The following is a 26,641-nucleotide window of genomic DNA, read 5'->3' as shown; positions in this document are numbered from 1 at the left end:
TTTCAAAATAGGTGTATTCATAAATAAAAAAAAGGTAATGCCAAGCCCAATGACATTACCTTAAATGTATTTTTTTAGATTTTATTTACCAAGCTCTTTTGCTTGTTTTTTGAAATCTTTTCTTTCGTAAGCAGAAGCAAACCCTCTAATTGATTCACCTAGTTGAGCAACATGTTTCTTCGTCAATGACGCTAGTTGTTCGAAAGAGGTGATACCCGCAGCGCTAAGACTTTCCATCATTTTAGCTCCCAAACCATTAACTCTTGTTAGATCATCTGGTTCTTGAGCTGGTGTAGATGTTTCTTCTACTGTTGGATCGTGTAGTGCAAATTCTGTAATGTTGTTTTCTACAACCTCTTCAATGGTTGTTTTTTTCTCCTCTACAGGAGGTGCTTCTTTTGCTTTTGCAGGTGCTTTGCTTTTGGCTTTTCCCTTCGCTTTAGATTTGCCTTTAGCCTTGGTCTTGGCTTTTGCTTTGTTGTCAGCCTTCTTTTTCTTAGGTTTTTTAGCCGTTTCGGCTAAATCATCTAAGAGACGAGCGATGAGCCACCGGTTCTTATGGAAGAACTTGGCTCTATCCTCAAAAGATGCTCTTTCGATTAGAATTGACATAATTGGTTTCAATTTAATTGTTTTAAAATAAATGTTTTTCAACAAGCATCAGAAAATCACCTTTTTAATGGAGAACATAGTCAAAGAAAATTTACAATTTGACATCAATGCAAAATAGCCCAAGTTGCTCATCAAACTTTCAATTTTTGAGACAAGTACATAAAAGGGCAAACCTGAAAAAATGTTAAAAAACTATATAATGGAGTATTTAGTATCGTAAGTATACAAAAAAAAACGCTAAAAAAGAAAGAATATCAGTAGTATATGAACCCCTCTTTATACTCAAGTATAAAGAGGGGATATTTCTATATTGATAACAAAAAAATGGCGTTATTGTTTACGTTTTAGCAAACCAACAGGCATGTGTTTATCATATTCGCCGTAAATTAAAGGATGTTGAAATCCGTAAGTGAAATTGCGAACATTCTTCTCGATAAATTTATAAAGTTCTTCTACATCAATTACATTGTCTTTTTTACCATGTTCATCGGCACGGTTGGCAGCTCCTTTCATTGCTTGGATAAAATAGTAGCTAAAGACACCTTGTTGTAATTTGTTAGCTTCTAAAGAAATTTCTTCAGAAGCAGAAGACATGATGACAGCCAAGCCACCTTTAACTCCATCAAAACTTTTGTAATAATCTTTGATGCGCTCTCGGACATTTTTGCTTGAACGAGTAGAAGCAAAAGGATTGCCCATCGCTTCGCCTTCGCTATTATAGTTTTTTAGATAATCTTGATAAGAAATAACTGTGTTCATGTCAAAGCTTCCAGAGTGACAAGCATCGACAGCACACAATTTGTATTTGGCAGGGCTATCTTTTAATAACGAATTAACAAGTCCGTGGTAGAGTAGATTTGAATTGGTACCATCGTAGTCATATGGCAAGAAAGCACCATTTTTACCATGACCAGCGAAGTAGAAAATAATCAAGTCGTTACTATCTGCTTGTTCGTACAAATCTGCTGCGGTATTCATAATATTAAAAGCGGTAGCATCTTGATCCAACAAAAGTTCAATTTGATCTTCAGGAACAGCTCCACCTTCTACACTTCTCAAGAAAGCATACACTCGTTGTGCATCTCTAGTCGTATAGTTTAGTTTTTGAAAATGTTGATAGTCTGCTACTCCAACGACAAGCGCCCATACTTTCATTTTGTTGTGTGTGTACTCTCCATTCAAGAACTTTCCTGTATTGACGTGCCCATTATTAAAATAATAAGAGCCTTGTCCATGTTGAAGTCCATTTGCCCAGATGCCTTTGTAGCGATCGCCATTGTAGTAGCGCATTTCACCAAAACCACTGTATTCGCCCTTAGAGAATTCTCCATTGTAAACATTGCCACGGCTATCTTTGGATTTGCCATACCCTTCTTTACAATTACCAACCAAGCATTCACGGCTGATATCCTCTTTTTGGCGAGCAATTAATTTTCCATCTTGCCACGTTCCCACTTTTATTTTTCCATTTTTCGCCACTCGTGCACCGAGTCCATTTGGTTTTCCTTCTGCCCAATTTCCTTCGTATTTGTCTCCGTTGGCATAAATAAATTTACCTTTGCCAGCGCGAAGCCCATCGACGAAATTTCCCTCATAACGCCCTTGATAAATGTCTCCAACATAATACTCATAAATTCCCCAACCATTTTCACAATTGCCTTCTAGACAACCTTTTTCTTGAGCAAATAAAGAAGTTGTTAAGAGCAATGACAACAAGGTAAGAGCTAATTGAATGTACATAAGCTTATATTCTTTAGGAAGTTTTATAGATTGTTATAAAAAAAATCTAGTATGTGATTCTCAATTCAACAACGGTTGATAGAGAAACAAAACTTAGACTTCATTCGTTTAAAATGATCTTAGAACTTTTAATATACAAACAATCTATCGAATTTGTTTTTTTTTCTTGGAAATGTTGTGTGGTAGATCGTTATTATAGCAAAACAAATATTGTGCTAAAAGTAGAGGAGTACGTACATACAAGAATATAACGAGAAAAGAGCGGAGTTTCTTATTTAGGTACCTAAAGAAATTTATAAAAGAAATAAGAATCCTGTAATCCCAATGTGTTTCTTAGGATTACAAGATATTAAGAAGGGTAATAGCGACAGGACCGCCAATAAACCAAGCGGCTTCTCTCACAAAAGGAGAATTTTCGACTCGATTGGTTGCCGCATCACTTTTGGCGCGCACCATTTGAATGGTTTTGTTCAAATTAGATTTTGTTGCTCTATTGAACCGAATGACGTCAGGATGCCTGTTAATAGACGGAAAATGATTCGTATCAACGGTGTCTTCTACCAATAACAATGCAGGTGTTTCAGATTTTAATGCAAACTGCCATTCGTTATGGACGCGCTCTACTTCAGTACTATTGGCAGTAATAATCCCAATAAAAAGATTGGCTTTATTGATCTCATGAAAAGCAAGTTCATTATTGGTTTGTCCAAATTTATGATACCCACCCGTAAGAGCAATGCCATTGGCACGAATCCTTTTAGAGAGTGCGCTGATTATGTTTTGTTCGTCATCTGTGACCGATGGAGAAAAATAGGCTTTCATGTACGTGTTTTTAGTTCAGAAATTACATAACCGTTATGGTTAGAAGTGGTTTAGTTGATCTTATCTATTTGCCAAACCGATTGGTAGTAATGATTGGTTTCTATCTATAAGCTTCTGTAATAAGCAGGAAAAAACTCTGCCAAAATTTCATCATTGAGACGAATTCTGCGTAAAAAATCAGATCCTGTCCAAATTTCATAAGTATATTTCAAGCGACATTTACGTCTAAAGTTTTCAAACATATTACTTACGTTAGAAGTAACACCATTTTTGCATACCAAAAGATACCCATCCGCCCCATATTCATGAATCAAGCTAGGTATATTAACAGAAGCTAAATCTCTTTTGGATAATGAATTGGTGTAAAATTTACATTGAATTACCCACTTGCGTTCAAAAATCTCAATAGAGTCTGATACTCGAAATGTAACGAGAATATCTCGACCACCATCTGTCCCTTCGCCAGAAGGTTCCACCCGTACTTCTGTAATATTGTTGCTACTATCTTGTTGTATATATTTAAAATAGGCTGCAACTAAATCTTCAAATACTTGCCAGTTGGTTATTTCATCGAAACTTAGAATCATAATACCTGTTTGAGCAACGTGTTTTATTTAGGTGTCAAAATATTATTGTAGTAAAATATTATTCACTATTTAATTAAGAATGATAAAACCTGTACTCGTATTAACTCATGTATAACTGATTAAAGATCCATTTGTTACAGATAGTTCCCTGTTTAGTTTTTTAATTCATTTTACGGTTGAAATTGACACAAAAATGATTATTTAGGAATAGAAACCAAACCTCTACGAATTTTAGGTGTTTATTTTAAACAAGTTTAACCTCTTAAAAAGTTCCAAAAGATAAAGATATTCTTGGAATTTTTTTAGTCCTAAACGTATTCTTATCTTGTGCCCATGCCAGCACATTTACATACTATTAACTTATATAAATTTGACGATGTCGTTTCCGCTTTGCAGAAGAGTATTCGACGTTGTGATACTGCACAAGCTTTGTTTTGGGCAGGAGAGCTTAATCAAGGATTTAAGCCTATTTTGTACAGTCGATTGTGGACAATTATTGCAGAAGACATAGGTTTGGCAAGTCCTTTTTTAGCACAAGAGCTCTTTCCATTGTATCAAGCATGGACAAAAGCACAAAATACCAATACAGCATTGACAGAAGAACTGACGATACGTATTGTTTATACCTTGTCCAAAGCACCTAAAAACAGAGTTGTAGATAACTTATTGTTGTACAATTATTTTCAACCAAGACCTACCAATGGGTGGAAACGAAGTACTGTTACTAAAAGATGGCAAGAAAAAATTCAACATTTATTTAGTGTTAATTTATTTGAGCAGGCAGTAGAGAAAGAAATTGATGTGCAAGCTGCTTTGGTGCAATTGGTTGCTTGTCTAGAGAAGAGGGATGCGACCAATGCGTATTACTTTTGCAATATAATCAATTTATCCACAGAGGAAACGGATCGTTTGCCTTGGTTGTTGCAGTATTTAGGGCTTAACAAACCCTTGAAAATAGATAGCAAATGGAGTAAGAAAATGACTCTTTTTTGCTGGTATATTCTATTTGAAATGGTAAAGGATAAGAAGGAGTTGCTGGATGTATTGAAGGTATTGTTTCAATTATATTTGGGAAAAATAGGTGCTCCCAATTTGTTGTTAGCCTTTGCTATACTATTGTATTGCAATGAGAAACGACTTGTTCAAGAAACAACTAGATTACCGTTGATTTCAGAAATTCCAAGCGATCTTCAGAATCTTTATTACAATAATCAAGCAACTATTCTAGAGCGACGCCAACTTTCGATACCAGATTATGCCATAGACAAGCATACCGACAGAGGAAAGCCTTCTGCATATGCTCCACACAATATTGCAGATTTGCATACAGAGGCACAAAAAAAACGCATTGCTACTTATCAATGGTCGCCCAAAGAAATTGCTAAATCTCATGGTAATTATAAGGTTTTTGCAGATTACGTCCAGTCTGGGCAACATTCTCGCATGAGTCATTTTTTTCAAGAAGGGGCTTTGTTAAAGAATACTCCTACTAATTGGAAAGGGGAAGATCCTTATAAAAAAGAGGTAGAGCGGTATTTTTTAAGTTTAGAAAAGAAATACAATTATCAAGCTTGTAGTGGTTTTTTTATTCTTGAAAAAATGCGCCCAATTTGGATTCAACAACAAGAACTTTGGAAGTAAATGATTGTTATATAACCGAAAGTAAGTAATCAGAATTATCATTTAAACAATTATTTACTTATTGGAAATAACAATAGTTCGTTGAAACCACGAAGTAGCAGCGCAGCTAAACTTTATTAGTTTGATAATCAGCAAGTTGTGTCTTTGTTGTGTTTCGTGTTAAAATTTTGATTATCAAACTAATATAAATGTGATTTTTTATCTTTTTGGTAAAAAAGTAAAAAACTAAGCTTGCGCCCTCATGAGCGTAGCGAACTAATCAACGAACTACTAAAATAATAATTTGTATCGCTAATAAATAACAATTCTTATGGCAGCTGGAGATTGGAAAGATTTATTGGATGCCACGCAACGTGGCGATTTGGATTTGGTACGTTACCATATCAAAAAGGGTGTTAATCCAAATTATCAGCACCCTGAATTATTGACAACGCCTTTGATTGAAAGCGTTGAGTTTGAGCAAATAGAGGTGGCAAAATTTTTGCTCGAAAATGGAGCTGATGCTAGTATCCCTGCTGGATTTAGCACAGAAACCCCCTTAAAAGTAGCTAAGCGAAAGAAAAATAAAGACTTGATTCGTTTGCTAAAACAGTATGAAAAAAGACCTTTTTGGAAAATTTGGTAGTGCTTGAAGTAACGGATTGGTACTTTTGTCGTTTAGAGGAGGTATGGGGTTCTGTAGGTGCTATTACTATGTTGTGGGAAATTTACCTTTGAGGAAAAATAGTAATATTGGCGACTAGCCCTAATTTATATCAATTCAGCATTTTGTTGTTTTCTAAAACGATTCATAGATGAGCCTTTTATTTGCATTTTTGTTGTCCATGTTGCCTCTAGGAACTATTATATATGATTGGCACACAGAACCACTTGATATTGGATTCAAAGCAAAAGCAATTACTCTTTATCAAACCTGCTTTGTGCAAGATAGTACCGTTTTGCCAATTCCAACGCTAGATAAAAAAGCAACTTACAGAAAAACAAAAGAAGGCATTCGTTCCCAACAAAAAACATTTCAAACCGCTTACAAAAACGCTAGGACAGAAGAAGAAAAGGCTGTTATTCGAACACGTGCACAGCATTATATTACGAAAGCATTGGTAAACGATTTATTTCCTCATTGGTATGGAACAACATGGTCTTTTGATGGTTATTCGGCTGTTCCTAACGAAGGGAGCATAGGTTGTAGTTATTTTGTATCTACAACTTTATTGCATGCAGGTTTTAATTTAAACCGTTATCGCTTGGCGCAGCAAGGACCTGTTGCTGAAGCACAAAGCTTGTCACTAGGAGAGGAGCTAATTCTTATACAACTGACAGAAGGAAATAAGGATTTTGCCAATATAATGAAGGCGAAATATAAAGAAGGGCTATATTTTATAGGTTTAGGACATAGCCACGTTGGGTATTTGTATTATAGAGAAGGAGAATGCTATTTCATACAATCAAGCTATGGTAAGAGTGGGCAAGTAGAAATTGATTATGCACGAGACTCTGATATCTTGACAGGTTTTTCAGAGTTTGTCTTAACACCAATAACAACTAATGTTGCATTGATAAATGCATGGTTAGAAAGCACCGAAATTAGCATTATAAAAGGCACCGAATAAAAAAGAAGATTTGAGAAAAAGACCATCCCTCGTTCTCAAATCTTCTTGTAAACTTCTTTTGAAATTCAATTTAAATCTCGCCTACAACAGACTCTGTTACATTGATAATATGGTCACCAATTCGCTCCAAAGAAGAGAATAAATTGTTGTAAATCATAGCAGCTTTTACCTTGTAGTCAGGATTTCCCAAACGATCTAAATTGTTTGAACGCAATTGATCTCTGAGATCATTAATTGCATCTTCCAATTGACGCGCTGCACTTTTGTCAACCGTACTATAGTCCGCTACAGCTAAGTTTCTATTCATTTCCTGAAAAGCCTTATCGACTAATTCCAACATTTGATTTAAACCATTGCGTTGTTCGGGCAAGAAATAAATGCGTTCTTCTATTTTTTGTTCCAATGTCTTGGCAATTTGGAAATAAATATCGGCAATACGTTCCAAGTCATTGGCAATATTCATATAACTTCTCAGGCGAGTAGAAGTGTCAGAAGTGATTTCTTTGTCTGCAAGGTTGGTAATATATTCTGTAATTTCGATTTCCATCATATCCGAAATTTCTTCGTACTTAAACAAGCGTTTGATGGCTTCGTCTTTTTCCTTGTTATTAATGGTATTCAAAGACGTTTTTAGAAATCCGTTCATTCTTCCTATAACATCTCCGAAATGTGCTGTTTCTTTTTGTACAGCATCGGTATTTAATTCAGGGGTTAAATTACCATTGGTGATGAATTGTAATTTTTCCACTTGATTGTCTCCATCCTTATCTTTAACAGTATACGTAGCTGCACGAACCAACAAAGGCACAAAAGGTAAAACCAAACATACATTGATGGTATTAAAAGCCGTATGAAACGCTGCCAAAGACAATGGAATAGCTGCTGCGTCTGCATATGGATTGCCAAATAAATTGGGGAATAAATCCTGCAAGGTATTTGACAAAACTGGTAAGAACCAAGGCAGTACAATAACCATCCAAGCAACTCCAACGGTATTGAATAAAGAGTGTATTCTAGCCGAGCGTCTTGCAGAGGTGTTGCCTATTAAAGAGGCCAACTCTGCTGTAATGGTCGTTCCTATATTTTCACCTAAAATCATTGCTGCTGCAACGTCAAAAGGCAATAGACCATTGGCACAAAGCGTCAATGTAATTGCCATCGAGGCACTAGAAGATTGTACAATGATGGTTAATAGTGTTCCAACAATAACAAATAAAATTCTAGAAAAAATACCCCATTGTGTGTATTGTGCTAAGAACTCCAATGCTTCTGGATTCCCTTTCAAGTCAGGAACCGCACTTTTTAGTTCACTTAAACCTAAAAACAAAATGGCAAAACCAATAATAAACTGTCCCCAGTATTTGACTTTCCCTTTTCCTGCAAAAACCATGGGTACTCCAAAGGCAAACAAAGGTATAGAATAAGCCGATAGTTTGACCTTAAAACCAAGGACTGAAACAATCCATCCTGTAATCGTGGTTCCAATATTGGCACCGATCATTACTCCTGCAGATTCTGTCAACGATAAGAGTCCCGCATTAACAAAACTTACGGTCATTACAGTAGTAGCGGAGGAGGATTGTATGAGGAGCGTGATTAAAAAACCTGTGAAAACCCCTAAAAACCGATTTTGGGTCATGGTTCTCAAAATACTTCTAAGTTGTGAGCCGGCTGCACGTTGGATGCCATCACTCATCATCTTCATGCCATAAATAAAGAAGGCCAAAGATCCTATGATATTAAGAACACTTCCAAAGTTGAAATCCATTTTTTACTTTTTGTTATCTGTTAAACACTGTTGATTGATAAGATCTTGCTTTCCCAATTCACCTATCATCCATTTAATGGGGCGAAAGTACGTAGTTTTTTTGGTATTAGATGGGCATTTTAAATTAAATTAATAAGGATTGCAAGAAGTTATTTTTTTTCATTCTTATAATTAAGAATTACTTAAAGATACCCTTGTTATGTTGTCTTATTTTTAGCTTATTGTTAACTTAATGTTAATTGAAAATAGAGGCGTTTAGGGTATTGTTTATCAATTGTTTGGAGTAGTGTTTTGGGGCGAAATCAAGGAAAAAAATAATGCTAAGTAATTGTTTTGAAAAAATAATAGGTACCACGTGTCAGCAAGACCGCTAAACTATAATTTTTTTATATAATTCTTGATTCTAAAAAACGCTTCTTAGCGAATGTAGTAGCAGCGATAATAAGATGCTGATGGCTTCGATTTATGCTAAAAAATCAACGGAGTATTAAAGATTATGCATGTAAAAAGTTGTGGGAATAGTTTACTCCTTTGTCCTTCTTTTACTGCGTGAGCCTTTGGGTTCTTGATAAAAGAAGCAAACCACGCAGTAGCAGCGCAATTAACTATTGACTAAAATAAACCTAGTTTTTATTGTTATTGTAATTTAGCTGCAATAAAAGCTGTAGTCCAAGCAGCTTGGAAATTATATCCTCCTGTAATGCCATCTATGTCCAATACTTCTCCAGCAAAATACAGATTAGGGCAAACCTTGCTTTGCATTGTTTTGGGATGGATGCTTTCTAAGCTAACTCCACCACAGGTCACAAACTCTTCCTTAAATGTAGTTTTGCCCTTTACTTCATAACTGTCATTCGTAAGGAGAGCCACTAATTTATGCAATCCTTTTTTACCCAATTCTGCCCATTTTTTATGGATAGGAAGTTCACTTTTTTTCAATAAGTAATGCCAAAGTCGTTCAGGAAGTAAATAAGGACGGTAGTTCGTTAGCAATTTGTTAGGGTGGGCTTTGACAATATCGGATAGTTTTTCAGCAACTAAAGCGTTGTTGAGTTCATTTACCCAATTGACTTGAACATTGAACGAATAATTACACTCACTAAGCAGACGAGCTCCAAATGCAGAGAGTTTGAGAATCGAAGGACCACTCATGCCCCAATGTGTGATGAGTAGAGGTCCATCCGATTTGAGTTTGGTACCTTGGATGCTTGTTTTGGTTTCTTCTACAACAATTCCCATTAATTCTGTGATGTCTTCATGGGGCATATTAAAGGTAAATAAGGAAGGAACAGGCAGTTCAATTTGGTGTCCTAAATCGGCGAGCCACTGAAGCCCTTGTCGTTTGGGAGAACCACCCGTAGCAACAATTACTTTATCAAAGGTTCTAAATTCATGGGCTGTTTTTCCCAGTGTTAGTTTTATTCCGTCCGTAGTAGGAGTGAGGGCTTTGACAACTTTGTTTGTTTCGATTTGTACTCCTAGTCGGCGGCTTTCCTCCAAAAAACAATCAATAATAGATTGAGAATTTTGAGAGGTAGGAAAAACACAGTTGTCTTCTTGGATAACCAAGGGAACATTCCTAGACTGAAACCAGTCCATAGTATGTTTGGTATTGAAGGTCGGGAATATTTTTTTTAATAATTTATTGCCTCTAGGGTAAGCTTTGACCAATTCTTTGATTGAAGTACAGCCGTTGGTTACGTTGCAGCGACCTCCACCAGAGATTTTTACCTTAGAAAGTAACTTTTTGGTTTTTTCTAAAATCACAACTTGAGCATCAGGATAATTTTCTTTGGCAGCAATAGCTGCAAAAAAGCCTGCTGCTCCTCCTCCTATAATAGCAACTTTCATGAAGTGTACTTTATTTTTAAAATCTCGAAAAACATTGGTTTGAAGCACTGCAAAAGTCGATAAAAAAGCGTTAATTTTATATTAATTAGGCAACTTCATCAAAAATAATGCTTTCAACAGTCTTTTTTAGGAGTTGAATTTTGGGGTAAAACCATAGAAAAGAGACCAACTGTCCTAATATAATAGCAGAAATGAAAGGAAATGGGAGAAAACCTGAAAATCCAATGATTAAAAAAAAGATGGTTGCAAGTACTTGAGGACCACTGCCAATTTGAGGAAATTTTTTTTGAACAGTAGCCGTTCCGTGAGCATCAAGATTAATCTGAACTTTTACGCTATCCCCATAAGTACCTTTAACGATGACATAGCCTTTTTGGTGTGCGTACATATTGGTAATGCCTGCTTTGATTAGACTTTCTTTGATGCTATTGATAGTATGTGTGCGATGATCTAAAGGAAGATTTTGCATAATAGGGGGTGGTTTGAGATATTTTGTAATTAGAGCGTGTTTAAAATTGATCTATATTTTATGAATTTAAACACAGATTTTTAGAAGTTGGAACTAGCCGTCTAAAATAGAAATATTGTAGCAGAAAATCATCAAAGCGTCCCAAAAAGAATTTTTTGATTTTTTGATAAAAAAAGGAAAGTATGGAGCAATGTGTTGCTAATTAATTATTTACATGCTTGCAAGTCTGGGCAGCTTGCAAAAAATGACATATTCCTTTGGTAGATTGCAACATTATATCTACATTCGTTGTTATGAACATTGATTAATATATTCGATTCCAAGTTGTCGATTTTAGAAGCCATTTTGAGCTTTAAAAAGATGACTTAGAAAATACAAAAAACTTTAAAAATGGCACTCGAATTCACAGATAGCAACTTCGAAGATAAAGTATTAAACTCAGGTAGTGTAACAGTTGTTGATTTTTGGGCACAATGGTGTGGTCCATGTAGAGCTATTGCTCCAATTATTGAAGAATTGGCAGACGAGTATGCTGGAACTGCTTTGATTGGAAAAGTAGATGTAGACGCAAATCAAGAGCTAGCAATGCAATATAGCATTCGTTCAATTCCTACAATTTTAATCTTGAAAGATGGAGAAGTTGTTGAAAAACACGTAGGCGCAATTACGAAGCCTGCTTTGCAAGCTAAATTAGATAAGCATTTGGCATAAACGTTTGATGCGTAAAGAAAATACAGAAGCGATAAAAACTTAAGTTTTTATCGCTTTTTTTATTGTTCCTTACTCTGTTGATTTTTATGTTCTTTATAGAAAAATATAAAAAACAATAGAGTATTAATTGCTATAACATATAGGGTTTGGAACATTTTTGGTATACTTATACTCATAACGATTTAAAATCAGGCTATTCTAAATTATTATCTATGAGAACAATTGTTACACTACTGTTTTTAATATTACCCTTAGTTGGATTGTTAGCACAACAAACAACACCACTATCAGAAGCTGAGTTTGAGGTGCATCGAGCACAGATTGCAGGGCAGTCTTTTGATAGCAAACGACTCTTGAAAGCAAAGGAATTGTCAGATGTACAATATCTGTATGTTAGCCAGATAGAAGCTATCATAAAAGGGTTTTCTTTAGAAAGTAATAAATTGGAATATGCTAAATATGCTTATTCAACAACTTTAGATGCTGCTAATTATCCCAATTTAGTTGCTCTCTTTCGATTGAGCGAATCAAAAGAGGCATTAAAAGGTTTTTTGTCGAAACGCGAAATTCCTGTGGTACCTCAAGCCTCAGAAAAGACAGTAACTATTGAAGAGCCAGCGAGTGACAATGAATCTAGTGCTGTAGAGATTACGACAGGACCTAAACCTATAGACGATCCATCTTTTGCTGCTGCTAAGCGCTCTGTAAGTGAAGAATCTTTTGAGAGTGCTAAATTGCGCCGTGCAAAACAAATTAGTGATGCCAACTATTTGTTGGCAGGACAAGTAAAAGAACTGTTAGATTTGCTAAGTTTTGAAAGCTCAAAGTTGGAGTATGCGCAGTATGCTTATGATAAAACATACGATCAGGCAAATTATGAAATCGTCAAGGAAGGTTTAAAACATTCTAAGAGTAAAGAAACAATGACGGCTTTCTTGAAAAATAAACCAGTGACAACATATCAGCAAAAAAAAGAAGTCGTAAAAGCGAATCTTACTCCTGTAGCTAATACTCAAACACCAAATACACCATCCACGATCGTTATGTCTCAAGGAGATTTTATCAATGCTCAAAATCAAATTACTAGCCAAACCTCAGATTCAAAAAAATTAGAAGAAGCAAAAGCAATTGCCAATAAAAACAACTTATCTAGCGAACAGATCAAGTCTATTGTTGGAATCTTTTTGTTTGAAGATAATCGCTTGGAATTTGCAAAATATGCTTATGCTAAAACCGTAGATCAGGAAAATTATGATTTGGTTAAGGCTGCTTTGGAGAAAGAAAATCACAAATTTCTAGAGGATTACATCAAGCATGTTGATAAAAAAATGGCTGAGAATACCTTAGCTACAGGTCCTAGCGAATTATCTTCAGAAGATTTTGAGGCTCTAAAGCACAAATTAAAAGGACTGGCATTGGAGAGTCATAAATTGGAGCGAGCTAAGATAATTGTTGACCGCTCTAAAATTAGTGCCATGCAGGTAAAACAAATTAATGATCTATTTGAGTTGGAAGAAACTCGATTAGATTTTGCTCAATATGCGTATTCCAAGACTTTGAACCCTCAAGACTATTCTATTGTACGTGAGGCGCTGACAAAAACAACGAGTAAGTATGCACTAGATCGGTTTATCAAAGCACAAAAGAAATAAAGAATGGTCATTACAATTAAGATGCCATGATATATCTTAGTAGCAAGTACTGCTACTGGAGTTGTTCGGAAAATACATTTTTTTTAGCTCTAAATACTTTAATTAGTATTTAGAGTTTTTTTGTTATAGGCTGATTAATAGTTGAGTAGGTCTTTTTAGATGTGTTGTTTTATAAAAGAAAACCATAGTTAGAAGTTATAAAAGAAAGATAATTGATAGAAAATATTATAACAAGAATAAAAATAATAGGGAACTAAAAAGCATCGTATATCCTTTAATAGATACTAATCTTTAGAAATACACAAAATCTTAGAACCATGAAGAATTTTATCCTTCTTATGACATTGCTATGTCTAGGATTATGGATTGGTTGTGCTCCTAATTGTCCTAGTGATGCTGAATTGCTAAAAATGACCACTGTTGAAAAATGGACTTGTCTAAAAAAAGGAATGCCAAAGGAACGAGTCTTTAAGATTGTTGGAATGCCTCAAAATTCGAGAAGTTCTAAAACCGACACCGTGTATACTTTTGACTGCTTTTTATGTACAGCTACGTTTGATACCTTACAACAGCTAAAGTCGTGGCATGGTCCATAAAGAAATAAGGCAATAGGGACGTATTTGCCCTATTGCCTTCACCGAATATAAGTGCTTTACCTTGAAGTCTTCACAAGACTTATGAAGCCATCTAAAAAGCGTTTAAATTAAGATTTGCGCTTGCTTATTTTGTGAACAACAGTTTGATTTTTAGTTGAAATTACTACAAAATAGATTCCTGCGTTTAAAGTTGAAACATCAAGATTTGTTGTTCTATTAGAACCAATAAAGGCTTGTTTTACAGTTCTACCTAGTGCGTCAACTATACTTACTTGCAATGGACTTGTAGGAAGAGTTTTGCTTTGTATCGTTAATACATCTTGTGCTGGATTTGGAAAAATATTGAAGTCAGTTTTTGCGTTGATAGCTTCTACTCCCAAACAAATATTAACTGTAATCATGGTAGAATCGGTAGCCGTACAATTGTTGGCATCGGTGTAGGTATAAGCAACATAATGGATACCAGGTCCACTGATGGCAGGATCAAAATTAGCTCCACTAACTCCATTACCACTATAGGAGCCACCTGCTGGCGTAGCAGCTGGAAGTGGGATTGGTGCGCCATTATCACATAATGTATCTGGAGAGAATGCTGTCAAAATAACATTAGGAGAAGGATAGACAACAAGTGTTTGTTGGTGGATACTATCGCACCCCGCTGTACTTTGAAGGGTGTCAGAATAGGTGCCTGCCGTCGATTGATACACTCCTGCAATTAGGACACTATCTCCTTGGCAAATGCGAATGGTATCTGTTGATGTAACCGTAGAAATAATGGATAATGTTGTGGTTAAAATAACACTATCACAACCCATCGTATTTTTTAGTGAGTCCATGTAATTACCAGCAGTTGTTTGATATGCTCCACCCAATAAAATGCTATCTCCTTGGCAAATCTGAGCAGTAACACTGACAGAGGCAGGAACAAGAACAATAAGGGTCGTTGATATAAGGCTATCACAACCAGAAGCGGCTTGAAGGGTATCTACATAAATGCCTGTTGTAGTTTGATAAGCTCCTCCCAACAGAATGCTATCTCCTTGACAAATAGTAGCATTGTTGTTAGTTACAACACTTGGAGTAACTGCTAATGTAATTCTAATCAAACTGTCACAGCCGTTGATGGTTTGTAAAGAATCAAAATAAGTGCCTGAAGTTGTTTGATAACTCCCACCTATTAAAACACTATCTCCTTGACAAATGGTTAGAGAACTATCAGAAGTTGATAGATAGACACCTTCTACCCAATTAGAAACGGCACCATTAAGGCTACTATTAATAATGGTTCCATTTCCTACTCCAATTTCTTCATTAATTGTTGTTAGCCCTGCATTATTGCCATTTGCAACTCCTTGATTGAATTTGTAATAAGCAACTAGACCAGTTGGATAATTAGAACAAGCATTATTGTTCATGTCTTCTATAATTTCTTGCGCTGTTCTTGTGGTGTTCCAAATACGAACCTCGTCAATTCTACCTGGAAAATATCTTCCTGTAAACTGAGGATCGTCTCCAAAAAGTAAGTTGTTGGAAGCAAATCCAATGTTACCAGTTAAAGGACCTGTTGCTACCTCTACACCATCTACATACAGACGCATTGTTGTTCCATCATACGTTCCTGCAATGTGATGCCATGTGTTTAGTGCAACGGTACCTGTAGGAGAGTTGATTTCGTTCCAAGCGCCATTTCCAATATTAAAATTAACTTGTCCATTGTTGCCAACACGAAGCATATAACCAAAATCTCCATTACCACTTTTGTTTACAACATTTCCCTGCCATACATTGGTTGTAAAAGAAGTAGAATATACCCATGCTTCTAGGGTAATAGAGGTACCTGTGATGTCTAGACTAGGATGGTTGCCACAATCAGCAAAGTCATTGTTGCCGTCTAAACCTAGTGCATTTCCTTGCGCAAATGCATTGTTACTAAATATCCAAAGAAAACTAAGGAGAACGCTGAATTGGAGTACTGTTTTAAATTGTTTCACTTTTTTAAAATTTTGAGTTATTAAAGTAATCATCTGCTTGTAATCTTGGCATAAAAACTTAACAACTTAAGATTTTGTATTGATGGGTTGGCTAAGTTGGTAGGAGATGTAGTAGCAGACTTTTTAAATAGCTTCAACAAAGAATAGGGAGAACTCTAATTATCTACAATACATCGATCTCTTAGTAGAGAGTTTATTGTGTTTTGGTGGGGTAGAGAGGATAGAGACGCAAACTGTTCTAGGTGAAAGGATGTTTTTAGGTTTCTAAATCGTTTTAGGTTGTTGCCAAAAAAATACTTGAAGGTGAATGAATAAAAAATTTAACCATACAAAGTAAAGAAAAAAATGTTAGAGCTAAAAGAAAATGCAGCGTTAAAAGATGTTAAACATTTGATTTGTAGTTGGTTATTGTGTCAAGTGACGGCATAAAAAATGGCAATGTTCTTAAAAAAACATTGCCATTTAATATATTCTATAAAATGCTTAGATTCTAGTAACGGTAGTGTTCTGGTTTGAATGGACCTTCAACTTTTACACCGATATAGTCAGCTTGCTCTTTAGACAATGTTTCTAATTGAACATCAATTTTTGCCAAGTGCAAACGAGCAACTTCTTCGTCCAAATGTTTTGGCAACATGTATACTTTGTTTTCGTATTTATCGTTGTCTTTATTTTCCCAAATTTCTAATTGAGCTAATGTTTGGTTTGTGAAAGAGTTCGACATCACAAAAGATGGGTGACCAGTAGCACAACCCAAGTTTACCAAACGACCTTCAGCCAAAACAATAATATCGTTTCCATCAATGTTGTATAAGTCAACTTGAGGCTTGATTTCAACTTTAGAATCGCCGTGATTGCTGTTCAACCAGTTCATATCGATTTCGTTGTCAAAGTGACCAATATTACAAACGATTGTTTTGTCATTCATCATTTTGAAATACTCGCCAGTGATGATGTCTTTGTTTCCTGTAGCAGTAACAACGATGTTCGCTCTAGGAATCGCATTTGCCATTGTTTTCACTTCAAATCCGTCCATAGCAGCTTGCAAAGCACAGATTGGGTCAATTTCAGTAACAATAACACGAGCACCAGCACCACGTAAAGAAGCAGCAGAACCTTTTCCTACGTCACCATATCCAGCAACAACAGCAACTTTTCCTGCCATCATTGTATCTGTAGCACGACGGATAGCATCTACTAAAGATTCTTTACAACCGTATTTATTATCAAATTTAGATTTTGTAACAGAGTCATTTACGTTGATAGCAGGCATTGTCAACGTACCGTTTTTCATTCTTTCGTACAATCTGTGAACACCAGTAGTTGTTTCTTCAGAAAGACCGTAAACTCCTTTGGCAATATCTGGGTAACGATCCAAAACCATATTGGTCAAATCACCACCGTCATCCAAAATCATATTAAGTGGTTCACCGTTTTTGAATGCAAACAAAGTTTGCTCGATACACCAATCAAATTCTTCCTCGTTCATTCCTTTCCAAGCAAAAACAGGTACACCAGCTTCAGCAATAGCAGCAGCAGCATGATCTTGAGTAGAAAAGATATTACAAGAAGACCAAGTAACATCAGCTCCCAACTCTACTAGAGTTTCAATCAAAACAGCTGTTTGAATTGTCATGTGCAAACATCCTGCAATACGAGCACCAGCCAAAGGCTTAGCAGCACCATACTTTTCACGTAGCGCCATTAATCCAGGCATCTCAGCTTCCGCCAATTCAATTTCTTTGCGTCCCCAAGCAGCTAGGGAAATGTCTTTAACTTTGTATTGCACTTTATTAGTAGTTTCCATGAAAAAATCTAATTTTTTTATTTAAAAATGAGCTCTGTAGGAGCTTTATCAATGTCAAATCTGTCTGAAATAGACGGATTTACTTTGAAAACTAGTGCAAAGGTATGAAATTCAACGACCAAATACGAATTAAAAAATGTTATTTTTAGTTTAAAATTACCAAAGGGCAAATTTAACCAAATAGCTAATTTGAGATGTACTTAGAATCCTAGGGGTTTTACCTATTTTTCCTATTTTGACAATAAATTTCCAAGGGAGTATTATAACCTTAGTTTTTATTGTTGTGTTTCTAAAAAATGTTTTTGGTTGAGCATAATATTTTCGGCGGTCCATTTAACATTTTGTTGCCACTGGGCTTGTCGAACAGGGCAGTCTTTTTTGGCGCAGATGATACAAGATTGTGGTATACAGGGATCTACGTGAATGAAAAATTCAATGGGTTTTTCAGTGTTTGCAGCTAATAATTCTTCCAATCTATCAACTTCGTCGTGTGCTTGGCGTGTGTCAAAAAACCAAGGAATTGTGATGTGGCAATCGATGTGTAATGCTGTACCGTATTTGATGACTCGTAAATTGTGTACATCAATCCAATCGGAGTGCCTGTTTTGATCTAGAATTTGAACAATGGCTTCTACCAAGGGATAATCTACTTCGTCCATAATACCTGCCATGGATGATTTAATGACATCAATTCCTGTTTTTAAGATAATAAATCCAAATATAATCGCAATAATAGAATCCAACCAAAGCCAATTGGTAATTAAAATGGTTGCCAAGCCTAAAATCATCCCTAAGGTAGAGTAACCATCTGATTTTAAGTGCTTCCCGCTTGCTATCAAGACCATTGAACTGGCTTTTTTGCCTTGTTGTTCAACATAAGCGCCCAATAAATAATTGATTAGTCCTGCAATCGCAGTAATCCAAATTCCTGTGTCAACGTCGTGAATAGGAATGGGATATTGTAAGTTGTAAAGTGACTTTAGTAAAATAATAATTCCAGCTAAAGCAATTAAAACGCCTTCTACTGCAGCAGAAACAAATTCAATCTTGCCATGTCCATATGGGTGATTTTCATCTTTTGGAAGTGCTGAAATATATAAACTGAACAAACCAAATCCTCCTGCTACAACGTTAACAATGCTTTCTAAAGCATCTGTCAAAATTGTATTTGAGTGTGTTAGAAAGTAGGCACTAAATTTTATAACTAATAAAATTACTCCAACAAGTAAGGTGATCCGTTGTGTTGTGATTAGCCTATTGTTCATAATGCAATTATTGGATTAAAAGTTGTGGTGTTTGGCAATATGGCTCTATAGATATTACAAATAAAAACTAAAATTTCGTTAAGCGCTTCATTTGACTTAGGAAAAAACACTTTTAATTGTACTTTTGTGTTTTTATACCGTTTTGTATGGAGGTTCTAAATTGACTTAGAGGTTGAATGATGCCTAGGAATAAGAGTAATCTGCTTGGCGGTTCACTCACCTATTTTGATTTTGACAGATAGGAATTTAGTATAGAGGGAATAGAAAACTAATCCGCTTTGCGGTTCACTCACTTGAATATCCACTGGATATATAATAGATAGGTATTAAGGAGTTTGATATAGGGATTATTTTAGAGTTGAGAATAGAAAAACTAATCCGCTTTGCGGTTCACTCACTTGAATATCCACTGGATATATAATAGATAGGTATTAAGGAGTTTGATATAGGGATTATTTTAGAGTTGAGAATAGAAAAACCAATCCGCTTTGCGGTTCACTCACTTGAATATCCACTGGATATATAATAGATAGGTATTAAGGAGTTTGATATAGGTATTATTTTAGAGTTGAGAATAGAAAAACTAATCCGCTTTGCGGTTCACTCACTTGAATATCCACTGGATATTCATTTTTTGCGTTGCAAAAAAAACGTTCGTTCATGTTTGATATAGATAAATGGCAGGAGATAATTTTATCGTTAAGTAAGCATAAGTTGCGTACTGGATTGACTGCTTTTGGGGTATTCTGGGGAATTTTTATGTTGGTCTTGTTGCTAGGTGCAGGTAATGGTTTGCAAAATGGGGCGGAGTATGAGTTTCGAGATGATGCAACCAATAGTCTTTGGATATACCCTAGAAGAACTTCGATTGCGCACAATGGTTTGGCTAGTAGTCGTAATGTAGAATTTGATAACTCCGATTATGATTTGTTGAAGGATAAAGTAGATGGTACAGAGTATATCACAGGACGTTTTTATTTGCCTTCGGAATTGGAGAAGATGGTTTATAATAATGTACGGTACAATTTCAGTGTGCGTTGTGTGCATCCCGATCACCAAGTTTTGGAAAATACATTGGTAGAAGAAGGACGTTATATTAATACGATGGATTTAAAGGAGTATAGAAAAGTAGCTGTAATTGGGAAATTAGTAGTCGAAGAGGTGTTTCCTAATGAAAATCCAATTGGCAAATACATTCAAGTTGGTGGAATTAGTTTTCAGGTCGTTGGGGTATTTTCGGACACAGGGGGAGACGATGAAATGCGTATGATTTACCTTCCTATTACAACTGCACAACGTTGCTTTGATACCAAAAGTTCTATCAATCAAATCATGCTCACCACTGGAGACGCTAGTTTGGAAGAGGTCATGGCGTTAGAACAGGAGGTGATCCAAAAATTAGCTATTAAACATAATTTTGACCCTAGAGACAAGCAAGCATTACGGATTCGTAATAGAGTGGAACATTTTCAGTCTATTATGAATTTGTTTAAGATGATTAGCTTTTTTATTTGGGTGGTAGGAGTCGGGTCTATCGTTGCGGGAGTAATTGGGGTCAGTAATATTATGTTAATTGTGGTGAAAGACCGAACAAAAGAAATTGGCATTCGCAAAGCATTGGGCGCAACTCCATTCTCTGTAGTGAGTATGATTTTGCAAGAGGCTGTTTTAATTACTAGTGTCGCTGGTTACTTAGGAATGGCTTTGGGGATCGGTTTAATTCATCTGATTCGAACCATGATGAATACCTACAATATTGATGGCGGCTTTTTTAGAGATCCACAAGTGGATGTAGGGATGGTGATTTTTGCTACTATTATTGTTGTGGTAGCAGGGGCAATTGCTGGTTTAATACCTGCTCTAAAGGCGGCTAAAATTAGTCCTGTAGAAGCCATGCGTTAACCGTAATTAGTTTTAGAATTTGAAGCTTGTGTAGACTTAAACCACTTAAAAATTATATTAGATTATTTTATAAGATTGTTTAGTCAACGATGTTGCTATTGTGTGGTTTCAACGAATTGTTGAATAGAATAACAAGCTTCAAATTGGGTACTCATCTTTCTTTTTAAAGAATCATTTTAATTGGTATTTAATCTCATGTCTAGAGATTGAATTTGGTTGTTGTAAAAATGCTGCGGTTGAGATATTGGCGTTGCCATGGCATGAGCATTTCTAAAAATTAAATTTTGATGTACCCATTTAGCAGAATTGCCTTTGTCTAGGGAGGTGAAGATTATTTTGGTACTATCTTCTTTGGAATGCCATTCTGTTCTAGAATTTAACGTTTTAATTTGGGAGGTTGCATCAATGTTTTTATTTAAAATTTGCATTAATGTTTCTGTCGACAAATGAGTTGTTGTAAGTGTACTTGTTGTGTCTAAGTCGGCAATTGCTTCAACAATTAAGGCATCTAATAATTTGCTCCATAGGTTAGAAAATAACTGTTGATTGTTATAAATATCGACGTAATAAACCTCACCATTGATGGCACAAGCATAGCCTGTTGCTTCTTGCAAGTCTAAAGTTTTAAAGTGTGTTTTATACGATTGTTTTAATTCTTGAAGTTGTTTGTTTTCAAGAGTTAAATCCAAACTTGTAGCCGATGTTTTATCTTTGACATCTATGTTGAGCGAATAATGAGCACGAATCGTAGTATTTAATTTTTCCTGTTGTTCTGATACACTAGCCCAAACATAGGTCTGATTATTGGCTTCTTTAGAAGCAATTTTTAAACTTCTAGATGTCAGCATATTTTTATTAGAAGCAAAACCTGTCACTGCTTCATCACCTCGTTGGTGCCAACGGTCAGATTCTACACAAAAGCTGGTTATTTTTTCTTGATTTACATTAGGTGCGACTACCAAATCATAGGCCAGCGTTCTATCTTGCTTTCCTCCTTTTACAATATCACCAGCATGAATGAAAATCGTTTTGTTGCTGTGGTTGGTAATGGCTAATTCATTCACGTTCGATGTCTCTATAATTTCTACCCATTTTTTGTCCATTGCTTTTTGCAAAGGAACATAGGTCATATTATCTGCATCGGTTTGGTTTTTTAGTATGAAAATCTGCAAGTTTTCATACTTGGCAGAAGCTATGTTATGAATGGGCACTAAAAAAGGAGAAGTATCTTCTTTTTTTGAAACTTTTGTTTCAATGGTTGAAGCCGAAAAATTGGTATTCTCTGTATTATTAGGAGAGTCACATTGGCAAAAAAGATAAGATAAAAAGATGAAGAACGAATAATGAAAGCATGTTTTCATGAAGTTTTGATTTATTGGGTTATGAAATAAATATTCTAGAGTAAAAGGCGTTCAACAAGTAGGAGCAAAATTTATTAGAAAAATAATGACCTACTAGGCAATCTCTACCGATAAGGACACCGCTTATGGGTGTTTCTAAAAAAAAAGATACTAAATTATTACTAATGGAAATCTATAATAGTTTTGAATAACAATTGATTAACAGTTGGCGTGTGTAGCTGTTGGGGTTGAACGTTTAGGGAAGAGGAGGATCATACCAACTAAAAAAGCGCTCCAGAATAAAAGTTATTCGTGGAGCGCAACCCTGTATAGACTATGTTGCTGACCATTGGGACGTTTTTGGGGCGACACAATCTATTTAATTAACACATCTTGTAAACTAATGCTAAAAGCAATAGAACGAAACTAAATCAATAAGGGGATTGATGAAGCGTAGACAGAACATTTTAAGGCAATTTATCAGAAATAGTTTCCTCCCTTTTGGCATTGCGTTGATCGACCAAACGTTCAATGGCATCCCATATAAACTGCGATTTTCGCTTGCCATTTAGCGTTTTCCATATTGTCATCCTAGATACATCTAAGGCTTTGCAAAGGGCTCGTATATCTCCATATTCTAATGCTGCTTTTAGTTTTTTTTGTTCGTCTGTTAGTTTCACTTCTGCTTTTTTCATACATTTACATTTATGTACATTTGGTTACATTGTTTTACATTTGTATACATTGTTTTACACTTGTATACATTTGTTTACATTGTTTTACATTCAGTGAAAGTCGTTTACATTATCCAATATACAATAAGTGAGTTATTTTTGAAACAATTTCTATTTTCTTAACTTATTGTTAACATTTTTTATTTCAATGAAAGAAGCAGATTTAGAATTATACCATAGATTAATTGCAGTTCTCAATCATTTGGGCTGCGATAAGAATACCAGTAAATTTGCGAAAACTTTGGGTGTCAATAGTCAAAATATATCTAATATATACAATCGAAAGACCATTCCTAAACTAAATTTAGTTGCTAAAATTGCTGTTAATTATCCAAAAGCGGTTAACTATCATTGGTTGCTGACAGGAATGGGGGAAATGTTGGAGAGTACAGTTCAAGTAGAGGCTGATAATGGTCATAAAAACATTATCAATGATAATTATGATAGAGATTATAGAACAAAAATAAAAGAGCAGCAGAACACCTATTTATTACAACTCCAAGAAAAAGACCAAACAATCATAGCCTTGCAAAGCGAACTCAACAAGGCAAAAGAAAAAACGATTCAATTGTTAGAAAGGCATTTAGAAAAGTAGATGGTTGAATTTATTTCCATCGATCTTTTCCCCAAAGATGTTTGTCCAAAGGCAAGACATCTGATTTTAGTTCCCAATTTTTAGCCGATAATTCTTTGTAGCCAGGTGTATTTAATCCTGCACGAACATCTGCTACAAAAATTGGATTGGGAGACAAGTAAGCATCGCTGTTGAGAGACATCACAGGTAATTCCAAGCTCAACATAGCAATATCCTCAAAAAACTTAGACTTGTCAATATAGATATTTTGCATGAAGTTGGTATGTGTTCCTTTCCATTGTTCTTCTTCAAAGTCATACAATAACTTTGTAATCAGATAATAATCTCCATGAATAGAAATAGCTTGTAGACTTTTCTTGTGAGTCGCAACACCACTAGGTGTAAAACCTTTGAGGACATACAAGTCACTAGGGACACGAATTTGAAATTCAAAACTTCCTGTACGGCTATTGCCATGAATATTGCTATCTACAAAATTTTGAACAGATTCATTGAGGTAACCTCCCAAAAAGGGCATGATGGTGGCAAAACCACTAGGAACAATTTCTTTTAGGCGCTTTACGATGGAATGGCGAACACTGTTTTTTAGTAAGCCATCAAAACGTCCATAGTCAAAACGAGGGGGACAAGAAAGCTGCTGTTTGTTGTCTTCAATTAAATGCAATTCTTGTAAAATACGTTTTGCACAATATTTCCCATAAGCAATTTCATAACTACTTGCTTCTACAGAGGCAAAACCAGTAAATCCTGCCATACCCTTGCCAGGCAAAGGCATTAATTTAAATTCTTCGCCTTCCTCATAAAAGTTAAACGGAGCGATAGGGATCAGTTTTGTTTTAGAGGTTTTGCCAACCAAATTCATCGCAATATCTAAATTGAGACAGGATAAAACAAATATCCAGTAGCCTACGTGCTCTACTTGAGACGGATTGGGAAGGTAAACAAATTTGTTGATTTCGTCTACCAAGAAGCGCTCGTCTTCAGAAGGAATATAATTGTCTAAAAATTCATGTTCTTCTTTTATAATGCGCAGAAACTCATGTTGTATTTGAAGTGTATTATCAGGCAGATTCAATTTGTAACGAACTTGATCCAATTCAGCAATGGCAAAGTTTCGCATTTCAATGATTTGGGCATCGGTAGGAATTCCCTTAACCGTTGTTCGGTAAAACTGTCGCATTTTTTTGCGGTGCTCGAATTGCTCTAATATCGCAGAAATTTTACCTACTTCAATACTTTGAGCTTCATTCAAAATGGCACTAAGAATATAAGTCATGCCACTAAACAAACGCAAAATAGTGGATTTAGTACTTACTTTAGTTTTACTTGAAAACAACGACCGACCAATACTCAGTTTTTCGTGCGCTTGGATTTTGAATTGATTTTCCAACTCCGTTACATCAGGATCGACAAAGATAAGCTGGCGTTCAAAGTTTTTATTTTCAGTTGTAGTATCAATATAAGAAGCCAAGCGCATGGCTTCTTTGACAGGTTCGTTGTTAAACAACCCTCCATCTACATAGGTAAAAGGATAGTTTTTTTTGTGTTTTAATTCCGTAGCCCATTCCATTCCAAACTCATAGCGATAGCGATTGAGGACAACAGGTTCAAACGCAAAGGGAACAGCAGCAGATGCAATGGCTGTTGCGGTTATTTCACGCCAAACATCGTTATCCCTTAAATTTTTGACTACTTTTTCGTAGGTATTGTTTTCTTTATCGTGTTGTTGTAAGATAATATCCTCTCCATCCTGATATTGTACCCAACGTAGGGGATAATACCGCCCTTCATTTTCTTTGATGGTTTTGAAGTTAATATCAAATACCCTCAACTCACTATGAATTCTATCGACAGAACTATCGTTGAGTGCTTGAATTAGAGATGGTTTTTTGGTATCGTTAAAATGAGTGCGCTTTGATTTTTGAAGGGTGTGACTAAGATTTGCCAAAGTACATCCAAAGAGCACTCTATTTCCTAATAAAATTCTATTTTTGAGCCGTTCTTTGCCATCAATTTGAAATTGAAATAGTTCTACACCCAGTTTATCGACAACCCCTCGATCCATAAAGCTCGCAGAATCCGTCAAGTCTTTATCAAAAGAGCCTGTTCCTAAAAAACGATCAATATCGACTTCTTTTGACCAGACTTTGTCCTGAAACTCTTGAATGGTTTGAGCTGCTAATAGTTGTTCATATTTTTGAGGGTATTGCATCTTGAGCTCAATCAACTTTCCTTCAAATTGTTTAGAAAGCTTTTGTTCTAAACCTTCCCGCAAATCTTCGTAAGAACGGTAACCTAAGAAACGATATTTATCTTTGGGATTGACCAATACTCGAAGCATAATTGCGAGAGAAATCGCTCCAGCACTTGCACCACTAAACACATCAATTTCTATAGCATCGTAAGGAGCATAAATAGGCTGGTTGTTTGGATCCTTTTTGCCAGTATCATACTGCCCATAGACAATTTGTTGCTTAATGGCTTCTGATAACGCTGCACCAGAGAAGGTGCCTAAGGAGACACCGCCTCCCATAATAAATCCTAATCGTAGTGTTTTTGGCATGTTGTATTTGTTTTGGTGAAAGGGGGGATGATCTTTATTATTTGAAGGAATCCCCTATCGCTTACTCAAAATAAAAAAAATATTGTATAAATCTAGTATAGGATTGTGCAGATGTCCGCTTCTCGAAAAGAGTAAGGGGTGAAAAATGCAACTAACTTCTCTTCAAATCCATTTATGATAGCTATCAATAGTAATCTTAAGGGATTACCTTCAAATACACCTTTGTTATCTAGTGTAAATGCTTTCCAGTTCTCATATATTGCTTTATTTTTAGCAACAGGATTGGCATATTGAGGGTTGTCTATAAAAAATTGATCCATGGATTTTGATTGCGTTAGGACCAGTGTTTTTTCGTACTGGAACAAAAAAGGATAGCGATAAGTGT

The 26,641-nt window shown here is 35.6% G+C and carries 22 protein-coding genes; 8 read left to right on the top strand and 14 right to left on the bottom strand.

The window, feature by feature from the left end; translation table 11 throughout:
• Positions 1-81: 81 nt before the first annotated feature.
• The 4 genes from QP953_RS23805 to QP953_RS23790 form a co-directional block, all read right to left on the bottom strand.
• A complete protein-coding gene (locus QP953_RS23805; protein WP_052592877.1) occupies positions 82-612 on the bottom strand; it encodes a helix-hairpin-helix domain-containing protein in 531 nt (176 codons plus the stop codon).
• A gap of 330 nt (positions 613-942) precedes the next feature.
• The gene (locus QP953_RS23800; protein ID WP_052592879.1) at positions 943-2,352 is read right to left on the bottom strand and encodes a caspase family protein; all 1,410 of its coding nucleotides are present in this window, start codon (positions 2,350-2,352) and stop codon (positions 943-945) included.
• 339 nt (positions 2,353-2,691) lie between these two features.
• Positions 2,692-3,174, bottom strand: coding sequence for a hypothetical protein (locus QP953_RS23795; RefSeq protein WP_052592882.1), 483 nt, complete (start codon positions 3,172-3,174; stop codon positions 2,692-2,694).
• Positions 3,175-3,278: 104 nt separating this feature from the next.
• Positions 3,279-3,761 (bottom strand): restriction endonuclease, encoded by a 483-nt coding sequence (locus tag QP953_RS23790; protein ID WP_052592883.1) that lies wholly within the window; start codon positions 3,759-3,761, stop codon positions 3,279-3,281.
• 333 nt (positions 3,762-4,094) lie between these two features.
• Here QP953_RS23790 and QP953_RS23785 point away from each other — a divergent pair, with 333 nt between their 5' ends.
• From QP953_RS23785 to QP953_RS23775, 3 genes are all read left to right on the top strand, one after another.
• A complete protein-coding gene (locus QP953_RS23785) occupies positions 4,095-5,402 on the top strand; it encodes a hypothetical protein (protein WP_309553170.1) in 1,308 nt (435 codons plus the stop codon).
• A 310-nt stretch (positions 5,403-5,712) separates the two neighbouring features.
• Positions 5,713-6,027 (top strand): ankyrin repeat domain-containing protein, encoded by a 315-nt coding sequence (locus QP953_RS23780; RefSeq protein WP_052592887.1) that lies wholly within the window; start codon positions 5,713-5,715, stop codon positions 6,025-6,027.
• Positions 6,028-6,196: 169 nt separating this feature from the next.
• Positions 6,197-7,012, top strand: a complete 816-nt coding sequence (locus tag QP953_RS23775) for a hypothetical protein (RefSeq protein WP_309553169.1) — start codon at positions 6,197-6,199, stop codon at positions 7,010-7,012.
• A gap of 70 nt (positions 7,013-7,082) precedes the next feature.
• On the opposite strand, the gene QP953_RS23770 is transcribed toward QP953_RS23775, so the two are convergent.
• The 3 genes from QP953_RS23770 to QP953_RS23760 form a co-directional block, all read right to left on the bottom strand.
• Positions 7,083-8,780: a Na/Pi cotransporter family protein gene (locus QP953_RS23770; protein ID WP_052592892.1), complete on the bottom strand. Its 1,698-nt coding sequence runs from the start codon at positions 8,778-8,780 to the stop codon at positions 7,083-7,085.
• 636 nt (positions 8,781-9,416) lie between these two features.
• Positions 9,417-10,631, bottom strand: coding sequence for an NAD(P)/FAD-dependent oxidoreductase (locus QP953_RS23765; protein WP_309553168.1), 1,215 nt, complete (start codon positions 10,629-10,631; stop codon positions 9,417-9,419).
• Between the two features lie 85 nt (positions 10,632-10,716).
• Positions 10,717-11,100: a hypothetical protein gene (locus QP953_RS23760; protein WP_052592896.1), complete on the bottom strand. Its 384-nt coding sequence runs from the start codon at positions 11,098-11,100 to the stop codon at positions 10,717-10,719.
• 390 nt (positions 11,101-11,490) lie between these two features.
• Here QP953_RS23760 and trxA point away from each other — a divergent pair, with 390 nt between their 5' ends.
• From trxA to QP953_RS23745, 3 genes are all read left to right on the top strand, one after another.
• Positions 11,491-11,811 (top strand): thioredoxin, encoded by a 321-nt coding sequence (gene trxA, locus QP953_RS23755; RefSeq protein ID WP_052592898.1) that lies wholly within the window; start codon positions 11,491-11,493, stop codon positions 11,809-11,811.
• 212 nt (positions 11,812-12,023) lie between these two features.
• Complete coding sequence (locus QP953_RS23750; RefSeq protein ID WP_309553167.1) at positions 12,024-13,463, top strand: DUF4476 domain-containing protein; 1,440 nt, start codon at positions 12,024-12,026, stop codon at positions 13,461-13,463.
• A 317-nt stretch (positions 13,464-13,780) separates the two neighbouring features.
• Positions 13,781-14,059 carry a hypothetical protein gene (locus QP953_RS23745; RefSeq protein WP_052592902.1) on the top strand — a complete coding sequence of 93 codons (279 nt, stop codon included), beginning with the start codon at positions 13,781-13,783 and terminating at the stop codon, positions 14,057-14,059.
• Between the two features lie 107 nt (positions 14,060-14,166).
• On the opposite strand, the gene QP953_RS23740 is transcribed toward QP953_RS23745, so the two are convergent.
• The 3 genes from QP953_RS23740 to QP953_RS23730 all read right to left on the bottom strand — a co-directional run bounded on the left by QP953_RS23740 (position 14,167) and on the right by QP953_RS23730 (position 19,122).
• Positions 14,167-16,050, bottom strand: coding sequence for a LamG-like jellyroll fold domain-containing protein (locus QP953_RS23740; protein ID WP_309553166.1), 1,884 nt, complete (start codon positions 16,048-16,050; stop codon positions 14,167-14,169).
• A 490-nt stretch (positions 16,051-16,540) separates the two neighbouring features.
• Positions 16,541-17,857: an adenosylhomocysteinase gene (ahcY, locus tag QP953_RS23735; RefSeq protein ID WP_052592906.1), complete on the bottom strand. Its 1,317-nt coding sequence runs from the start codon at positions 17,855-17,857 to the stop codon at positions 16,541-16,543.
• A 275-nt stretch (positions 17,858-18,132) separates the two neighbouring features.
• Positions 18,133-19,122, bottom strand: coding sequence for a cation diffusion facilitator family transporter (locus QP953_RS23730; protein WP_052592908.1), 990 nt, complete (start codon positions 19,120-19,122; stop codon positions 18,133-18,135).
• A 660-nt stretch (positions 19,123-19,782) separates the two neighbouring features.
• On the opposite strand from QP953_RS23730, the gene QP953_RS23725 reads away from it, so the two are divergent.
• The gene (locus tag QP953_RS23725; protein WP_052592911.1) at positions 19,783-21,024 is read left to right on the top strand and encodes an ABC transporter permease; all 1,242 of its coding nucleotides are present in this window, start codon (positions 19,783-19,785) and stop codon (positions 21,022-21,024) included.
• A gap of 176 nt (positions 21,025-21,200) precedes the next feature.
• Here the strand turns inward: QP953_RS23725 and QP953_RS23720 are convergent, their stop codons facing one another.
• Together QP953_RS23720 and QP953_RS23715 are read right to left on the bottom strand one after the other, a co-directional pair.
• Positions 21,201-22,385 carry an ARPP-1 family domain-containing protein gene (locus QP953_RS23720; RefSeq protein WP_309553165.1) on the bottom strand — a complete coding sequence of 395 codons (1,185 nt, stop codon included), beginning with the start codon at positions 22,383-22,385 and terminating at the stop codon, positions 21,201-21,203.
• A gap of 446 nt (positions 22,386-22,831) precedes the next feature.
• On the bottom strand, positions 22,832-23,059 hold the full coding sequence (locus QP953_RS23715) for a hypothetical protein (RefSeq protein ID WP_052592917.1): 228 nt from the start codon (positions 23,057-23,059) through the stop codon (positions 22,832-22,834).
• Between the two features lie 187 nt (positions 23,060-23,246).
• Between QP953_RS23715 and QP953_RS23710 the strand changes: the two genes are divergently transcribed.
• The gene (locus QP953_RS23710) at positions 23,247-23,693 is read left to right on the top strand and encodes a hypothetical protein (protein ID WP_052592919.1); all 447 of its coding nucleotides are present in this window, start codon (positions 23,247-23,249) and stop codon (positions 23,691-23,693) included.
• A gap of 10 nt (positions 23,694-23,703) precedes the next feature.
• Here QP953_RS23710 and QP953_RS23705 read toward each other — a convergent pair whose 3' ends face one another.
• On the bottom strand, positions 23,704-26,256 hold the full coding sequence (locus QP953_RS23705) for a patatin-like phospholipase family protein (RefSeq protein ID WP_052592921.1): 2,553 nt from the start codon (positions 26,254-26,256) through the stop codon (positions 23,704-23,706).
• Between the two features lie 92 nt (positions 26,257-26,348).
• Positions 26,349-26,576: a hypothetical protein gene (locus QP953_RS23700; protein WP_309553164.1), complete on the bottom strand. Its 228-nt coding sequence runs from the start codon at positions 26,574-26,576 to the stop codon at positions 26,349-26,351.
• Between the last annotated feature and the right edge of the window lie 65 nt (positions 26,577-26,641).

Source organism: Aureispira sp. CCB-E (assembly GCF_031326345.1).
Classification (GTDB): Bacteria; Bacteroidota; Bacteroidia; order Chitinophagales; family Saprospiraceae; genus Aureispira.
This window is presented reverse-complemented; position numbering and strand designations above follow the sequence as displayed.

Coding starts and splice junctions, on each gene's coding strand:
- QP953_RS23805 (WP_052592877.1), bottom strand. CDS start 612: ATGTCAATTCTAATCGAAAGAGCATCTTTTGAGGATAGAGCCAAGTTC.
- QP953_RS23800 (WP_052592879.1), bottom strand. CDS start 2,352: ATGTACATTCAATTAGCTCTTACCTTGTTGTCATTGCTCTTAACAACT.
- QP953_RS23795 (WP_052592882.1), bottom strand. CDS start 3,174: ATGAAAGCCTATTTTTCTCCATCGGTCACAGATGACGAACAAAACATA.
- QP953_RS23790 (WP_052592883.1), bottom strand. CDS start 3,761: ATGATTCTAAGTTTCGATGAAATAACCAACTGGCAAGTATTTGAAGAT.
- QP953_RS23785 (WP_309553170.1), top strand. CDS start 4,095: ATGCCAGCACATTTACATACTATTAACTTATATAAATTTGACGATGTC.
- QP953_RS23780 (WP_052592887.1), top strand. CDS start 5,713: ATGGCAGCTGGAGATTGGAAAGATTTATTGGATGCCACGCAACGTGGC.
- QP953_RS23775 (WP_309553169.1), top strand. CDS start 6,197: ATGAGCCTTTTATTTGCATTTTTGTTGTCCATGTTGCCTCTAGGAACT.
- QP953_RS23770 (WP_052592892.1), bottom strand. CDS start 8,780: ATGGATTTCAACTTTGGAAGTGTTCTTAATATCATAGGATCTTTGGCC.
- QP953_RS23765 (WP_309553168.1), bottom strand. CDS start 10,631: ATGAAAGTTGCTATTATAGGAGGAGGAGCAGCAGGCTTTTTTGCAGCT.
- QP953_RS23760 (WP_052592896.1), bottom strand. CDS start 11,100: ATGCAAAATCTTCCTTTAGATCATCGCACACATACTATCAATAGCATC.
- trxA (WP_052592898.1), top strand. CDS start 11,491: ATGGCACTCGAATTCACAGATAGCAACTTCGAAGATAAAGTATTAAAC.
- QP953_RS23750 (WP_309553167.1), top strand. CDS start 12,024: ATGAGAACAATTGTTACACTACTGTTTTTAATATTACCCTTAGTTGGA.
- QP953_RS23745 (WP_052592902.1), top strand. CDS start 13,781: ATGAAGAATTTTATCCTTCTTATGACATTGCTATGTCTAGGATTATGG.
- ahcY (WP_052592906.1), bottom strand. CDS start 17,857: ATGGAAACTACTAATAAAGTGCAATACAAAGTTAAAGACATTTCCCTA.
- QP953_RS23730 (WP_052592908.1), bottom strand. CDS start 19,122: ATGAACAATAGGCTAATCACAACACAACGGATCACCTTACTTGTTGGA.
- QP953_RS23725 (WP_052592911.1), top strand. CDS start 19,783: ATGTTTGATATAGATAAATGGCAGGAGATAATTTTATCGTTAAGTAAG.
- QP953_RS23720 (WP_309553165.1), bottom strand. CDS start 22,385: ATGAAAACATGCTTTCATTATTCGTTCTTCATCTTTTTATCTTATCTT.
- QP953_RS23715 (WP_052592917.1), bottom strand. CDS start 23,059: ATGAAAAAAGCAGAAGTGAAACTAACAGACGAACAAAAAAAACTAAAA.
- QP953_RS23710 (WP_052592919.1), top strand. CDS start 23,247: ATGAAAGAAGCAGATTTAGAATTATACCATAGATTAATTGCAGTTCTC.
- QP953_RS23705 (WP_052592921.1), bottom strand. CDS start 26,256: ATGCCAAAAACACTACGATTAGGATTTATTATGGGAGGCGGTGTCTCC.
- QP953_RS23700 (WP_309553164.1), bottom strand. CDS start 26,576: ATGGATCAATTTTTTATAGACAACCCTCAATATGCCAATCCTGTTGCT.